This window comes from Paenibacillus sp. J22FR21, from assembly GCF_056269135.1.
On sequence record NZ_JBWDNJ010000015.1, the window covers coordinates 13,012 to 27,066 of the forward strand.

The following is a 14,055-nucleotide window of genomic DNA, read 5'->3' on the forward strand; positions in this document are numbered from 1 at the left end:
CACTCAACCTGCCTGCTCCCTGGATAGGGTTAAGATTTCGCAGCCATCCTCTGTGACGGCAACCGTGTGCTCGAAGTGAGCGCATCGGCTGTTATCCTGTGTAACGACTGTCCAATTATCCTCCAGCGTACGCACATATCGCTCACCGATGTTGACCATCGGTTCTATCGCCAGCACCATTCCTGGTTTTAGACGAGGTCCGCGATCGGGTAATCCGAAATTCGGAATTTGCGGTTCTTCGTGCAAATCTGCACCAATGCCATGCCCCACAAAATCTCGAACAACAGAAAAACCAGCAGCTTCAATCACTTGTTGAATCGCATGCGAGATGGTGAACAAACGAACATCCGGTTTCACGAGCGCGAGTCCTGCATAAAGCGATTGTTCTGTAATGTCGAGCAGTCGCTGGGACTCTTCACTAATACTGCCTACACCGTAGGTCCAAGCGGAATCGCCATGGTAGCCTTTATACTGTGCGCCAATATCTATGCTGATGATGTCGCCATCATGCAACTTACGTGATCCTGGAATACCGTGTACCAGCTCATTGTTTACAGAAGCGCAGATACTGGCAGGAAATTGATTGTACCCTTTAAAAGAAGGTATTGCGTCCTGACTGCGAATGTACGACTCAGCAATATCGTCCAATTCTTTGGTCGTAATGCCGGGACGAATAGCTTGTTTGAGCAAGCGATGCGTCTCCGATACAATTCGGCCAGCTATTCTCATTACTTGCAATTCCGATTCGGATTTGCAAATGCTCATTCTGCTGTTCCCCGCAGGCAGCTAACGATGTCAGCTGTAACTTCGTCGATTTCTTTCTCGCCGTCTACTTCGCACAAAACGGCTTTACTTGTGTAGTACTCAAGTAATGGAGCTGTTTTGGAGATATATTCGTCGAGACGCGTGCCTACTTTTGCTTCCGTATCGTCTGACCGCTGGTACAGCTCGCCGCCGCATTTATCACAAACGCCTTCTTGCTTCGGCGGGTTGAACATAACATGGTAAGTGGAGCCGCATGCTTTACAAATGCGACGACCGGTCAGACGCGCAAGCAGTAGACCGCGGTCAACCTTCAAGTTAACAACATGATCGATACTGCGTCCCATTTCAGCCAACATCCCGTCCAGCGCCTCAGCTTGTTGCAGTGTGCGAGGAAATCCATCCAGCAGGAAGCCGCCATTACAATCCTCAAGTTGGAGACGTTCACGAACGATGCCGTTCGTAATTTCATCCGGGACAAGAAGTCCTTGATCCACGAATTCTTTAGCCTTCAGACCAAGAGGTGTGCCTTGCTTCATTGCTAAACGGAAAGCATCGCCAGTGGAAATGTGCGGGACACTGAAAGTGTCCACGATACGTTCCGCCTGTGTGCCTTTGCCGGCGCCCGGAGGGCCCATGAATAAGATGTTCATTAGCGTGTTCCTCGCTTTAAACATAATAGGCTCGGCCGGGTCCCGCCACACAACTAGATGCGCGGAAGCCCGCTTGCGAACCTATTGTTATTTATTGATAAACCCTTTGTAGTGGCGCTTGATCAATTGCGTCTCGATTTGCTTCATCGTATCCAGTGCAACACCGATTACGATTAGCAGCGAGGTTCCGCCTAGCTTCACATCACGAGGCAAATCAGCGAGCGTGCCGAAGAGTACCGGCAAGATCGAGATGAGCGATAGGAAGATCGCTCCGCTGAGTGTGATCCGCGACATGACGCGCGTAATGTAGGAAGATGTCGGCTTACCAGGACGAATGCCCGGGATGTAACCACCATTTTTCTTCATTTGATCGGCCATCTGCACCGGATTGATTTGCACAAACGTGTAGAAGAACGTGAAAGCGATAATCAGAATTACGTACAACACCATGCCTAGCGGCTTGTCGTAGTACATATGAGTTTGAACCCATGATGCCCATGCATGCGTCGACCAGAAGTTCGCGATCGTAACCGGGAACATCAGAAGCGATACTGCAAAGATAACCGGGATAACACCTGCACCGTTAACTTTCAGCGGAATGTGGGTAGATTGCCCACCGTACATTTTCCGTCCAACAACGCGCTTAGCGTATTGTACCGGAATCTTACGAATACCTTGTTGTACAAAGATAACGCCGACGATAATTGCGATAATCGCAATTACAATCACTACTATCTTGATAATGCTAAGGAAGATGTTGCTTGCATCAACAAACTCCGCTGTGTAGATCGAACGAATGTGAGAAGGAATTGCTGCTACGATACCGGCAAAAATCAAGACCGAGATCCCGTTGCCGATGCCTCTCTCTGTAATCTGCTCACCGAGCCACATGAGGAAGGCTGTTCCCGCCGTTAGAATTATCGCAATCATAATATAATCCGTAACCGTTGCACCAGGAATCATATCGTACTGATATTGCCGGTTAAAACCAATTGCAGTACCAAAACCTTGGACTAAACCAAGAACAATCGTACCGTAACGAGTAATCTGAGCAAGTTTACGTTTACCGTTCTCGCCCTCCTTCGCCCATTCAGCGAATTTAGGGATAACGTCCATCGACAGAAGCTGTACGATGATCGATGAGGTAATGTAAGGCATGATCCCGATCGCGAAGATCGAGAACTGGAACAGTGCCCCACCGGAAAACGTATTAAGCAAACCAAACAATTCAGAACCGGCCTGATCAGTTTGTGTAAATACATCTTTATTGACACCAGGAACCGGTATAAAGGAACCGATCCGGTAAACCAACAAGATGAACAACGTGAACAGGATCCGCTTGCGAAGGTCTTCCACTTTCCAAATGTTGGACACGGTCTTGAACAATTAGATCACCTCGGTTTTACCGCCGGCAGCCTGGATTTTCTCTACCGCAGATTGAGAGAACTTGCTTGCTTTTACCGTAAGCTGAACAGTGATTTCGCCATTACCCAAGATCTTGATTCCGCTCTGTGGGTTTTTAACGATACCTTGCTCAAGCAGAAGCTCAGGTGTTACCTCTGTGCCAGCTGCAAAGCTGTTCAACTCATCGATGTTCACAATCGCATACTCTTTACGGAACGGGTTGTTGAAGCCGCGTTTAGGCAAGCGACGGTACAATGGGTTTTGTCCGCCCTCGAACCCTGGGCGAACGCCACCACCGGAACGAGCATTTTGACCTTTGTGACCACGACCGGCTGTCTTACCGTTGCCGCTACCGATACCACGGCCTTTACGGAAGCCCTCTTTACGAGAACCCGGTGCTGGTGAAAGTTCATGCAATTTCATCGTACGTTGCACCTCCTTAATGTTTTACGCTGCTTTCTGTACGAGTTTGCTTCATCAGCAAAACTCGTCTTTGAAAGCATACTTTTGATGCGGTATATCGTTTACGCCATTAAAGACGATTTAAGCTTGTACTTCTTCCACTTTAACCAAGTGGCTGACATGAGTAATCATGCCACGGATAGCCGGGCTGTCGCTGTGGACAACCGATTGACGAATCTTGCGAAGACCAAGCGTAGCAACAGTCGCACGCTGCTTCTCGTTACGACCGATCAGGCTGCGAACGAGGGTGATTTGCAATTTTGCCATCGTATTCTCCTCCTTAGCCCAAAAGCTCTTTCACGGTTTTGCCACGAAGTTTAGCAACGTCCTCGGCACGTTTCAGACGGGAAAGTCCTTCTAGTGTCGCGTTAACCATATTCATGGAGTTTGAAGAACCAAGCGATTTGGTTAGAATGTCGCCAACACCTGCAAGCTCAAGAACGGCACGAACCGGTCCGCCTGCAATTACTCCAGTACCTTCAGATGCTGGTTTAAGCAATACGCGGCCAGCGCCGAAGTGTCCGAGAACTAGATGTGGGATTGTTGTTTTCACAAGTGGTACATGGATCAGGTTTTTCTTAGCATCTTCGATACCTTTGCGGATTGCATCCGGTACCTCGCCAGCTTTACCGATCCCTGCGCCAACATATCCTTTACCGTCACCTACAACTACCAGTGCGCTAAAGCTGAAACGGCGTCCGCCTTTTACTACTTTCGCTACACGGTTGATTTGAACTACTTTTTCAGTTAGTTCTAACGTATTTGGATCGATACGCAAGTCGACTTACCTCCTTCATAAGTATTATCGATTAAAACTCAAGTCCTGCTTCGCGAGCTGCATCAGCCAGTGCTTGAATTCTTCCATGGTACAAGTAACCGCCGCGGTCGAAAACCACTTGCTCTACGCCTTTCGCTTTAGCGCGAGAAGCGATAACTTCGCCGATTTTACGAGCAGCCTCGATGTTACCACCATTGCTGAATTGTTCTGCGATTTCTTTATCAAGCGTGGACGCTGAAGCGACCGTTACGCCTAGAACATCATCAATCAATTGTGCATAGATGTGTTTGGAGGAACGGAATACAGAGAGACGCGGACGCTGCGTAGTTCCGTTGATTTTCTTACGCACACGCAGGTGACGTTTGAGACGTGCTTTGTTTTTATCGCCTTTTGTAATCATTCGTTGTACACTCCTTTCCTTGTGCTTATGAAGCTATCCGATTAAGCAACGCTAAGCGCCTGCTTATTTCTTCTTACCAGCTTTACCTTCTTTACGAAGGATACGCTCGCCTTCATACTTGATACCTTTACCTTTATACGGTTCAGGCTCACGTACGGAGCGAATTTTCGCAGCAGTTGCACCAACGAGTTCCTTATCGATGCCTCTAACAGTGATTTTCGTGTTCGATGGAACATCGAACTCGATTCCGCTCTCAGGAGTGATTTCAACTGGATGCGAGTAACCTACGTTAAGTACGATTTTCTCGCCAGTTTTGTTTGCACGGTAACCAACGCCTACTAGCTCAAGGTTTTTTGCAAAACCTTCAGTTACACCACTAACCATGTTAGCGATGACGCTGCGAGTTGTACCGTGTAGGGAACGATGCAATTTATTGTCAGAAGGACGCTCTACAGTAATTACGCTGTCTGCTACAACCACTTTCATATCCTTGTGGATTTCGCGGCTCAGTGTACCTTTAGGTCCTTTAACAGTGATCAAGCTGTTGTCCAAGTCGATGTTTACGCCACCTGGAACTTGGATCGGTTTACGGCCAATACGAGACATTGTTACACCTCCAATCGTTGTGACAGTTAATTACCAAACGTAGCAGACGACTTCGCCGCCGGATTTAACTTGGCGTGCTTCTTTATCAGTCATAATTCCTTGGGACGTGGAAATGATTGCCATTCCCAGGCCGCCCAATACGCGAGGCACTTCAGTGCTTTTCGTGTAAACGCGTAGACCCGGTTTGCTGATACGTTTCAGCCCCGTAATTACACGCTCTTGGTTCGGGCCGTATTTAAGGAAAATACGGATCATCCCTTGTTTGTTATCTTCAATATACTCGGCATCGCGGATAAAGCCCTCGCGTTTCAAAATTTCAGCGATTTGCTTCTTTACTTTCGAAGCAGGCATTTCTACGGTCTCATGACGCACAACGTTTGCGTTGCGAATGCGTGTAAGCATATCTGCGATCGGATCAGACATAACCATTGTGTAAACCTCCTTCCCGAACTAGGCTGATTACCAGCTTGCTTTTTTAACGCCAGGAATCTGGCCTTTGTATGCTAATTCACGGAAACAAATCCGGCAAATTTTAAACTTTTGCAAAACGGAATGCGGACGGCCGCAACGTTCGCAGCGTGTGTAAGCCTGCACTTTGAATTTAGGAGCACGTTGCTGCTTAACCTTCATCGAAGTTTTTGCCACTTGGTATTACACCTCCTGTGGATTACTTCGTAAACGGCATGCCCATTTGGGTCAGCAGTTCACGAGCTTCTTCGTCCGATTTTGCCGTCGTGACGATGACGACGTCCATACCGCGTACTTTGTCAACTTTATCATACTCGATCTCAGGGAAGATCAATTGCTCTTTCAAACCCAGAGTGTAGTTACCACGGCCATCAAACGCTTTGTTTGATACGCCGCGGAAATCGCGTACGCGTGGAAGTGTGACATTGAACAGTTTATCAAGGAAATAGTACATACGCTCACCGCGTAGTGTTACTTTAACCCCGATCGGCATGTTCTCGCGAAGTTTGAAACCAGCGATCGATTTCTTGGAGCGAGTTACTACAGGCTTTTGACCAGAGATCAAACGCATGTCTTCAACAGCAACATCGAGAACTTTAGAGTTGGAAACAGCCTCACCAACACCCATGTTGATTACAACTTTCTCGATCTTAGGCACTTGCATTACTGTTGTATAGTTGAACTTCTGCATAAGAGCAGGAGTGATTTCATTCAGGAAACGATCTTTCATTCTTGCTGCCATGTAACGTGGACCTCCTTTCCGTATCGGTCAATTAATCAATTACCTCGCCGGATTTTTTAGCGATCCGGACTTTTTTGCCGTTATCAAGCACTTTATATCCGATCCGAGTTACTTTACCGCTCTTAGGATCGATGTGCATAACGTTGGAAACGTGAATCGCCGCTTCTTGCTCGATAATGCCGCCTTGCGGATTAGCTTGCGAAGGACGAGCATGTTTCTTCACCATATTGACGCCTTCAATGAGTACGCGGTTTTGACGCGGATACGCAGCAATAACGCGGCCTTTTTTGCCTTTGTCTTTGCCCGTAATGACCATTACCGTGTCATCTTTCTTCACGTGCAATTTATTGTTATGGGATTCTAACACTTTCTTCAACCGTGGCATGAGTTACACCTCCTGCGTGCTTGCGCGGAATGCGCAAAGTACTTTTTAGATAACTTCCGGAGCAAGCGATACGATTTTCATGAAGTCGCGGTCGCGAAGTTCACGAGCAACTGGTCCAAAAATACGTGTGCCGCGCGGGCTTTTGTCTTCTTTTACGATAACCGCTGCATTCTCATCAAATGCGATGTATGAACCGTCTTTACGGCGAACCGCACGTTTCGTACGTACGATAACCGCTTTAACTACATCACCCTTTTTGACAACGCCACCGGGTGTTGCTTGTTTGACGGAGCAGACGATCAAATCGCCGATATGGCCAACACGACGTCCAGTACCACCGAGCACACGAATGCACATCAGTTCTTTAGCGCCGGAGTTGTCAGCGACAGCTAAACGTGTAAATGGTTGAATCATTTCAACGTCCTCCTTTCGGGAAAATGCTTACTAAGAAGCATTTCTTACAAAATAACAGCAGCTTCAACGATTTCGACTAAACGGAACCGTTTGTCTTTCGATAGCGGGCGAGTTTCCATGACTTTAACGATATCACCGATCTTAGCTTGGTTGTTCTCGTCGTGCGCCTTGAATTTTCTCGTGTATTTAATACGTTTGTGGTACAGGTCGTGTTTTTTGTAAGTTTCAATGGCAACAACGATTGTTTTGTCCATTTTATCACTCACGACTTTACCTACTTGAACTTTGCGGGCATTACGTTCGCTCATGTTCATCCTCCTTCCATACATTCGTTATCGCTCACGGACAATCGCAGTTTAGCTGCTGATTCCGAGTTCTCTTTCACGAAGAACGGTTTTGGCACGAGCTATATCCTTACGTACGTCGCGGATGCGAGTTGGGTTTTCCAGTTGGCCGGTAGCCAATTGAAAACGAAGGTTGAATAGCTCTTCTTTGAATCCAGCGACTTTTTGTTCGAGTTCAACAGAGGTTAGGTTGCGGAAATCATTAGCTTTCATTTGCTTCACCACCCACTTCTTCGCGTTTCACGAACTTCGTTTTAACTGGGAGTTTATGTGCTGCAAGACGCATAGCTTCACGTGCGATCTCTTCAGATACGCCAGCAAGCTCGAACATTATTTTGCCCGGTTTTACGACAGCAACCCATTTTTCTACGTTACCTTTACCGCTACCCATCCGAACTTCAAGAGGCTTTTGCGTAATTGGTTTCGCAGGGAAAATCTTGATCCATACTTTACCGCCACGTTTAATGTAACGAGTCATCGCAATACGCGCTGCTTCGATTTGACGGTTAGTGATCCATGAAGGCTCAAGTGCTTGTAGACCGTATTCGCCGAAGGCTACTTCAGTACCGCCTTTAGCGCGACCTTTCATATGACCACGTTGTTGCTTACGATGTTTGACACGTTTTGGGACCAACATGATTAGTTGCCTCCTTCCTGTGGAGCTTTCTTCTTAGTTGGAAGGATTTCACCGCGATAGATCCATACTTTAACGCCGATACGGCCGTATGTTGTCGCAGCTTCTGCTGTTCCATAATCAATGTCTGCACGCAGCGTATGAAGTGGAACTGTACCTTCGCTATAACCTTCTTGACGAGCAATCTCAGCGCCGCCCAAACGACCGCTAACGGCAGTTTTGATACCTTTCGCGCCCGAACGGATTGTACGTTGGATGGATTGTTTCATTGCACGGCGGAACGAGATCCGACGCTCAAGTTGTTGTGCAATGCTCTCAGCTACGAGAATCGCATCAAGTTCTGGATGTTTGATCTCAGAGATGTTGATGTGCACTTTTTTGCCTTTAGCGATTTTCGACAGTTCGGAACGAAGGTTTTCAACTTCAGATCCGCCTTTACCGATTACCATACCAGGCTTAGCTGTATGAATTGTAACGTTAACGCGGTTAGCTGCACGCTCGATTTCGAACTTGGAGACAGCCGCATCTTTCAATTTGTTTTTGAGGTACTCACGGATTTTAACATCTTCCATGAGCAATTCGCCGAAGTCTTTGCCTGCGTACCATTTGGATTCCCAATCACGGATAATACCAACACGTAGACCGACCGGGTTTACTTTTTGTCCCACACGTTTTCCCTCCTTATTTTTCGGATACCACCAAAGTAATGTGGCTGGTTCTTTTGTTAATCCGGCTAGCACGACCCATTGCGCGCGGGCGGAAACGTTTCATTGTTGGCCCTTGGTTAACAAACACTTGTGTAATCACAAGTTTGTTCACGTCCAATTGGTAGTTGTGCTCCGCATTAGCAATTGCGGAATTCAGCAGCTTCTCAACGATTGGGGAAGCCGATTTTGGTGTGTGGCGCAGAATCGCGATTGCTTCGCCGACTTGCTTACCACGGATCAAATCAACAACCAGCTGAGCTTTACGAGGTGCAATGCGGACGTGGTTAGCGAACGCTTTAGCTTGTTGCATGGATGAACCTCCTCTCGACCTTTATTACCTAACTATTTAACCGATTAACGACGACCAGTCTTCTTGTCATCGTTACCGTGTCCTTTGTACGTACGAGTTGGCGCGAACTCACCGAGTTTGTGGCCAACCATATCTTCCGTCACATATACCGGCACGTGCTTCTTACCGTCATAAACAGCAAAAGTGTGACCGATGAATTGCGGGAAAATTGTAGAACGACGCGACCAAGTTTTGACAACTGTCTTCTTCTCAGCCTCGTTCAGAACTTCAACCTTTTTCAGCAAGTAACCGTCAATAAACGGTCCTTTCTTCAAACTGCGACCCATGGATGATCCTCCCTTCACGCTAGCGTTACGCGACGCAGCGCGTCACGCTCATGACGCCGAGGCGCCTATTACTTCGTACGACGACGAACAATGTATTGGCTCGATGCTTTTTTCTTTTTGCGTGTTTTGAAACCAAGTGTAGGTTTGCCCCATGGAGACATTGGAGATTTACGTCCGATTGGCGCACGGCCTTCACCACCACCGTGTGGGTGATCGTTCGGGTTCATTACAACACCACGTACTTCAGGGCGTTTGCCCATCCAACGGGAACGGCCGGCTTTACCGATTTTCACGAGTTCGTGATCTTCGTTACCAACAGAACCGATTGTCGCACGGCATTTTTTCAGAATACGACGTACTTCGCCGGACGTCAAGCGAATTGTGACGTATTGCTCTTCTTTACCAAGAAGTTGAGCAGTTGTTCCAGCAGCACGAACCAATTGTCCGCCTTTGCCTGGTTTTAGCTCGATGTTGTGGATAACTGTACCTACCGGGATGTTCTCAAGCGGCAACGCGTTACCGATCTTGATGTCAGCATCTGCTCCGGAAACGATTTTATCCCCAACTTTAAGGCCTTTAGGTGCGATGATGTAGGCTTTCGCTCCATCCACATAGTGGATAAGTGCGATGTTGGACGTACGGTTCGGATCGTATTCGATCGTCGCGACGTTACCTACGATACCGTCCTTGTTACGTTTGAAGTCGATGATCCGGTATTTACGTTTATGGCCGCCACCGTGATGACGAACCGTAATTTTACCTTGGTTGTTACGACCAGCTTTTTTGAAAAGCGGCGCAAGAAGCGATTTCTCCGGTGTGCTTGTGGTGATCTCTTCAAATGTCGAGACGGACATACCACGTCGCGCTGGAGATGTCGGTTTATACTTCTTAACTGGCACTTCGATTCCCTCCTTAACCGATATCTAACGTTCTTTCACGAGAAGCCGGGGGCTTCTTCGCTAATTAAACTGTTTCGAAAAATTCTAGCTCGTTGCTATCTGCGCTCAATTGCACGATCGCTTTTTTCCACTCGGATGTATATCCGCTGTGTTTACCGTAGCGTTTAGGCTTAGCCGGCATGCGAAGCGTGTTCACGCTCGATACTTTCACTTTGAAGATCGATTGAATCGCAAGTTTGATCTCAGTTTTGTTTGCACGAAGATCAACTTCGAATACATACTTTTTGTTCGCCATGAAATCACTTGTTTGTTCAGTAATGATTGGGCGCTTGATAATATCGCGAGGATTTTTCATTACGCAAGCACCTCCTGTACTTTTTCAACCGCTTCTTTAGTGATAATCAGCTTGTCGTATTTCATAACGTCTAGAACATTGATGCCATCGGCTGCAACGAACTTCACATTAGGAATGTTACGAGCTGAAAGTGCTACATTATCTTCAAAGCTAGCTGTTACAACCAGTGCTTTACGAGCCACTTTCAGGTTGTTCAGAATTGCTACGAATTCTTTAGTCTTCGGTTGCGCGAACGCCAGTTGATCCAGAACGATAATTTCGTTGTCGATCACTTTGGAAGACAATGCAGATTTGATTGCTAGGCGACGAACTTTCTTAGGAAGTTTGAAGCTATAGCTACGTGGAGTTGGTCCGAATACTGTACCACCGCCAACCCATTGTGGGGAGCGAATGCTACCTTGACGTGCACGGCCTGTACCTTTTTGTTTCCAAGGCTTACGACCGCCACCGCGTACTTCGGAGCGTCCTTTTGTTTTGTGCGTACCTCTGCGTTCAGAAGCTTGCTGCAAAAGAACTGCGCTATGCAATACGTGAACGTTTGGTTCAATTCCGAATACCGCTTCGGACAATTCAACCTCGCCAACTTGCGAGCCATTCACGCTATAAACTGCTACTTTCGGCATTTCATGTTCCTCCTTTCTTAGGCGATTATTTCTTCACCGTAGATTTAACTTTTACAAAGCTATTTTTAGGGCCCGGAATGGAGCCTTTAACGAGCAATACATTACGTTCCACATCAACGCGCACGATTTCAAGGTTCTGGATTGTAACTGTTTCGTTACCCATGTGCCCTGGAAGGTGTTTGCCTTTTGGTACGCGGTTCGCTTGGATAGAACCCATCGAACCTGGACCACGGTGGTAACGCGAGCCGTGCGCCATAGGGCCGCGGCTTTGGTTCCAACGTTTGATGTTACCTTGGAAACCTTTACCTTTGGAAGTAGCTGTAACGTCAACGAACTCGCCAGCTGTGAATAGGTCAGCCTTCAATTCCTGGCCAACTTCATATTCAGCAATGTTGATGCTGCGGAATTCACGAACGTAGCGCTTAGGAGCCGTTTCCGCTTTTTTAGCGTGGCCGATTTCTGGCTTAGTAGCTCTCGATACTTTCTTGTCGGAGAAACCAAGTTGTACGGATACGTAACCGTCGTTGTCTTGGTCCTTCTTCTGTAAAACAACACAAGGGCCTGCTTCGATAACCGTAACCGGAATTACGTTACCTTCAGGAGTAAACACTTGCGTCATTCCAAGTTTTTTACCTAAGATACCTTTCATGTTGACACCTCATTTCCTTTCCATTTTCAAATATGCATAACTTACAGTTTGATTTCGATATCTACACCGGATGGCAGATCTAAGCGCATCAATGCATCAACCGTTTGCGGCGTTGGGTTAACAATGTCGATCAAACGCTTATGAGTGCGCATTTCGAATTGCTCCCTAGAATCCTTGTACTTGTGTACCGCACGCAGAATGGTGATGATTTGCTTCTCAGTAGGAAGCGGAATCGGCCCAGACACGCCTGCACCGGAACGTTTCGCAGTTTCAACAATCTTCTCTGCGGATTGATCCAGAATTCTATGATCGTATGCTTTCAAGCGAATACGAATCTTTTGCTTAGCCATATAAGTCCCTCCTTCTATCGCCCAATTTAGTATCGGACATACTCCGCAAGAAAACCCGACACGCCCCTCATGGCAAAGGAGCCGTGTGTGTCGGCAACCTCTCGCATCATCGCAACGTCACAGACCAACGCTCACTATTATATCTGAAACGCTGGGCGAATGCAACAAAATTATTGGCTTTGATGAAAAGAATTACTTGGGATCCATAGTTCGCTACGCTGCGCGGCAAATGGCCTTCGGCTGCTGTTGAAATTGAGTTTCTACATTAATAAATTGCTCAACTGTGGAAACTTAATTTCAAAGGCAGCATGTAAACTCTCAGGCTCATTTCCCACTCCGCTGCGCTTTGTGGATTCGCGAAAACATTCATAATCAATAAAGCCAAATGAGAAAAAAACACATTAAAAAATGGCTTATATAATGAAGCCATTAATCGTTAATTGCATGAACTTCGTTCTCTTTGTTTCTGCGCGTCTTTTGTCTTCACTTATAATAGTGAAATTCGAGCTTTTACGCAAACATCAAAATTTAGTAATAAAAAAGCCCCCACCGAAGTGAGGGCTTTATGAGCTGCAGCTTACGCTGCAGTTTCATTATTTTTGGATGGAAGCTACAGCGCCGGCGCCTACAGTACGGCCACCTTCACGGATTGCGAAGCGAGTACCATCTTCCAGAGCGATTGGAGCGATAAGCTCAACCGTTACTGTGATGTTGTCGCCTGGCATAACCATCTCAGTACCTTCAGGCAAGCTGATGATACCAGTTACGTCAGTTGTACGGAAGTAGAACTGTGGACGGTAACCTGTGAAAAAAGGTTTGTGACGTCCGCCCTCTTCTTTAGTCAGAACGTAGATTTGAGCTGTAAAGTTCGTGTGTGGTTTAACGGAACCTGGCTTAGCAAGTACTTGACCACGCTCGATGTCTTTACGGTCTACACCACGAAGCAATGCGCCGATGTTGTCACCAGCTTGTGCGGAATCAAGCAATTTACGGAACATTTCTACGCCTGTTACGATACATTTGCGAGTTTCTTCAGCAATACCGATGATTTCAACTTCGTCAGATACTTTAACTACGCCACGCTCAACGCGTCCTGTAGCAACAGTACCACGACCTGTGATTGTGAACACGTCCTCAACTGGCATAAGGAACGGCTTCTCAGTATCACGTTGTGGAGTTGGGATGTAAGTATCGACTTGTTCGAACAACTCGATGATTTTGTCAGCCCATGGGCCATCTGGGTTTTGAAGAGCTTCACGAGCAGCGCCGCGGATGATTGGAGTATCATCACCTGGGAACTCATATTCGCTAAGAAGGTCGCGAACTTCCATCTCAACGAGTTCAAGCAACTCTTCATCTTCAACCATGTCGCATTTGTTCAGGAATACGACGATGTAAGGTACGCCTACTTGGCGGGAAAGAAGGATGTGCTCACGCGTTTGCGGCATTGGGCCGTCAGCTGCGGATACAACCAGGATTGCTCCGTCCATTTGTGCAGCACCAGTGATCATGTTTTTAACATAGTCGGCGTGACCTGGGCAGTCAACGTGTGCATAGTGACGGTTAGGAGTTTCATACTCAACGTGAGCAGTGGAGATTGTGATACCGCGCTCGCGCTCTTCTGGAGCTTTGTCGATTTGGTCGAATGCTACAGCAGCACCACCGTATCTTTTCGAAAGAACTGTAGTGATTGCAGCCGTCAAAGTTGTTTTACCATGATCGACGTGACCAATTGTACCAATGTTAACGTGCGGTTTATTACGTTCAAATTTAGCCTTAGCCAT

Annotated in this window: 25 protein-coding genes; all 25 read right to left on the bottom strand. The window is 47.1% G+C overall.

The genetic code is table 11. The annotated features are described in order from the left end of the window. Positions 1 to 3 precede the first annotated feature (3 nt). The 25 genes from map to tuf all read right to left on the bottom strand — a co-directional run bounded on the left by map (position 4) and on the right by tuf (position 14,055). Positions 4 to 765 carry a type I methionyl aminopeptidase gene (gene map / locus AC0YNS_RS30425; RefSeq protein WP_475784657.1) on the bottom strand — a complete coding sequence of 254 codons (762 nt, stop codon included), beginning with the start codon at positions 763 to 765 and terminating at the stop codon, positions 4 to 6. Next, positions 762 to 1,415: an adenylate kinase gene (locus tag AC0YNS_RS30430; RefSeq protein ID WP_090986302.1), complete on the bottom strand. Its 654-nt coding sequence runs from the start codon at positions 1,413 to 1,415 to the stop codon at positions 762 to 764. The genes map and AC0YNS_RS30430 overlap by 4 nt, the downstream gene beginning before the upstream one ends. 87 nt (positions 1,416 to 1,502) lie before the next feature. After that, positions 1,503 to 2,801: a preprotein translocase subunit SecY gene (gene secY / locus AC0YNS_RS30435; protein WP_475784658.1), complete on the bottom strand. Its 1,299-nt coding sequence runs from the start codon at positions 2,799 to 2,801 to the stop codon at positions 1,503 to 1,505. Beyond that, on the bottom strand, positions 2,802 to 3,242 hold the full coding sequence (gene rplO / locus AC0YNS_RS30440; RefSeq protein ID WP_090986306.1) for a 50S ribosomal protein L15: 441 nt from the start codon (positions 3,240 to 3,242) through the stop codon (positions 2,802 to 2,804). A gap of 120 nt (positions 3,243 to 3,362) precedes the next feature. Further along, positions 3,363 to 3,548 carry a 50S ribosomal protein L30 gene (rpmD, locus tag AC0YNS_RS30445; RefSeq protein ID WP_090986308.1) on the bottom strand — a complete coding sequence of 62 codons (186 nt, stop codon included), beginning with the start codon at positions 3,546 to 3,548 and terminating at the stop codon, positions 3,363 to 3,365. A 13-nt stretch (positions 3,549 to 3,561) separates the two neighbouring features. Next, positions 3,562 to 4,059 carry a 30S ribosomal protein S5 gene (gene rpsE, locus AC0YNS_RS30450; protein ID WP_475784659.1) on the bottom strand — a complete coding sequence of 166 codons (498 nt, stop codon included), beginning with the start codon at positions 4,057 to 4,059 and terminating at the stop codon, positions 3,562 to 3,564. A gap of 31 nt (positions 4,060 to 4,090) precedes the next feature. Beyond that, a complete protein-coding gene (gene rplR / locus AC0YNS_RS30455; RefSeq protein WP_475784660.1) occupies positions 4,091 to 4,459 on the bottom strand; it encodes a 50S ribosomal protein L18 in 369 nt (122 codons plus the stop codon). A 63-nt stretch (positions 4,460 to 4,522) separates the two neighbouring features. Continuing rightward, complete coding sequence (rplF, locus tag AC0YNS_RS30460; protein WP_090986312.1) at positions 4,523 to 5,065, bottom strand: 50S ribosomal protein L6; 543 nt, start codon at positions 5,063 to 5,065, stop codon at positions 4,523 to 4,525. Positions 5,066 to 5,095: 30 nt separating this feature from the next. After that, a complete protein-coding gene (gene rpsH / locus AC0YNS_RS30465; protein WP_090986314.1) occupies positions 5,096 to 5,494 on the bottom strand; it encodes a 30S ribosomal protein S8 in 399 nt (132 codons plus the stop codon). A 30-nt stretch (positions 5,495 to 5,524) separates the two neighbouring features. Further along, positions 5,525 to 5,710 carry a type Z 30S ribosomal protein S14 gene (locus tag AC0YNS_RS30470; RefSeq protein ID WP_090583249.1) on the bottom strand — a complete coding sequence of 62 codons (186 nt, stop codon included), beginning with the start codon at positions 5,708 to 5,710 and terminating at the stop codon, positions 5,525 to 5,527. Between the two features lie 22 nt (positions 5,711 to 5,732). Further along, complete coding sequence (gene rplE / locus AC0YNS_RS30475; protein WP_090986316.1) at positions 5,733 to 6,275, bottom strand: 50S ribosomal protein L5; 543 nt, start codon at positions 6,273 to 6,275, stop codon at positions 5,733 to 5,735. 31 nt (positions 6,276 to 6,306) lie between these two features. Further along, entirely contained in the window at positions 6,307 to 6,660 is a 354-nt protein-coding gene (gene rplX, locus AC0YNS_RS30480) for a 50S ribosomal protein L24 (RefSeq protein ID WP_090986318.1), read from the bottom strand. A 45-nt stretch (positions 6,661 to 6,705) separates the two neighbouring features. Further along, a complete protein-coding gene (gene rplN, locus AC0YNS_RS30485) occupies positions 6,706 to 7,074 on the bottom strand; it encodes a 50S ribosomal protein L14 (protein WP_090583243.1) in 369 nt (122 codons plus the stop codon). 44 nt (positions 7,075 to 7,118) lie between these two features. Further along, positions 7,119 to 7,382 carry a 30S ribosomal protein S17 gene (gene rpsQ, locus AC0YNS_RS30490; protein WP_090986321.1) on the bottom strand — a complete coding sequence of 88 codons (264 nt, stop codon included), beginning with the start codon at positions 7,380 to 7,382 and terminating at the stop codon, positions 7,119 to 7,121. Between the two features lie 48 nt (positions 7,383 to 7,430). After that, the gene (gene rpmC, locus AC0YNS_RS30495; protein ID WP_090583239.1) at positions 7,431 to 7,631 is read right to left on the bottom strand and encodes a 50S ribosomal protein L29; all 201 of its coding nucleotides are present in this window, start codon (positions 7,629 to 7,631) and stop codon (positions 7,431 to 7,433) included. Continuing rightward, on the bottom strand, positions 7,621 to 8,055 hold the full coding sequence (gene rplP / locus AC0YNS_RS30500) for a 50S ribosomal protein L16 (RefSeq protein WP_090986323.1): 435 nt from the start codon (positions 8,053 to 8,055) through the stop codon (positions 7,621 to 7,623). Before rplP ends, rpmC begins: the two co-directional genes overlap by 11 nt. A 2-nt stretch (positions 8,056 to 8,057) precedes the next feature. Next, entirely contained in the window at positions 8,058 to 8,720 is a 663-nt protein-coding gene (gene rpsC, locus AC0YNS_RS30505; protein WP_475784661.1) for a 30S ribosomal protein S3, read from the bottom strand. Positions 8,721 to 8,733: 13 nt separating this feature from the next. Then, the gene (gene rplV, locus AC0YNS_RS30510) at positions 8,734 to 9,069 is read right to left on the bottom strand and encodes a 50S ribosomal protein L22 (protein WP_090986326.1); all 336 of its coding nucleotides are present in this window, start codon (positions 9,067 to 9,069) and stop codon (positions 8,734 to 8,736) included. Positions 9,070 to 9,113: 44 nt separating this feature from the next. Then, on the bottom strand, positions 9,114 to 9,395 hold the full coding sequence (rpsS, locus tag AC0YNS_RS30515) for a 30S ribosomal protein S19 (RefSeq protein WP_090986328.1): 282 nt from the start codon (positions 9,393 to 9,395) through the stop codon (positions 9,114 to 9,116). A 68-nt stretch (positions 9,396 to 9,463) separates the two neighbouring features. After that, positions 9,464 to 10,294, bottom strand: coding sequence for a 50S ribosomal protein L2 (gene rplB / locus AC0YNS_RS30520; protein ID WP_090986330.1), 831 nt, complete (start codon positions 10,292 to 10,294; stop codon positions 9,464 to 9,466). 64 nt (positions 10,295 to 10,358) lie between these two features. Then, positions 10,359 to 10,649, bottom strand: a complete 291-nt coding sequence (rplW, locus tag AC0YNS_RS30525; RefSeq protein ID WP_210663952.1) for a 50S ribosomal protein L23 — start codon at positions 10,647 to 10,649, stop codon at positions 10,359 to 10,361. Further along, positions 10,649 to 11,272 carry a 50S ribosomal protein L4 gene (rplD, locus tag AC0YNS_RS30530; RefSeq protein ID WP_475784662.1) on the bottom strand — a complete coding sequence of 208 codons (624 nt, stop codon included), beginning with the start codon at positions 11,270 to 11,272 and terminating at the stop codon, positions 10,649 to 10,651. The genes rplW and rplD overlap by 1 nt, the downstream gene beginning before the upstream one ends. Before the next feature lie 25 nt (positions 11,273 to 11,297). Further along, a complete protein-coding gene (rplC, locus tag AC0YNS_RS30535) occupies positions 11,298 to 11,921 on the bottom strand; it encodes a 50S ribosomal protein L3 (RefSeq protein ID WP_475784663.1) in 624 nt (207 codons plus the stop codon). A 41-nt stretch (positions 11,922 to 11,962) separates the two neighbouring features. Further along, the gene (gene rpsJ / locus AC0YNS_RS30540) at positions 11,963 to 12,271 is read right to left on the bottom strand and encodes a 30S ribosomal protein S10 (protein WP_005544556.1); all 309 of its coding nucleotides are present in this window, start codon (positions 12,269 to 12,271) and stop codon (positions 11,963 to 11,965) included. A gap of 593 nt (positions 12,272 to 12,864) precedes the next feature. Then, the gene (gene tuf / locus AC0YNS_RS30545) at positions 12,865 to 14,055 is read right to left on the bottom strand and encodes an elongation factor Tu (protein ID WP_475784664.1); all 1,191 of its coding nucleotides are present in this window, start codon (positions 14,053 to 14,055) and stop codon (positions 12,865 to 12,867) included.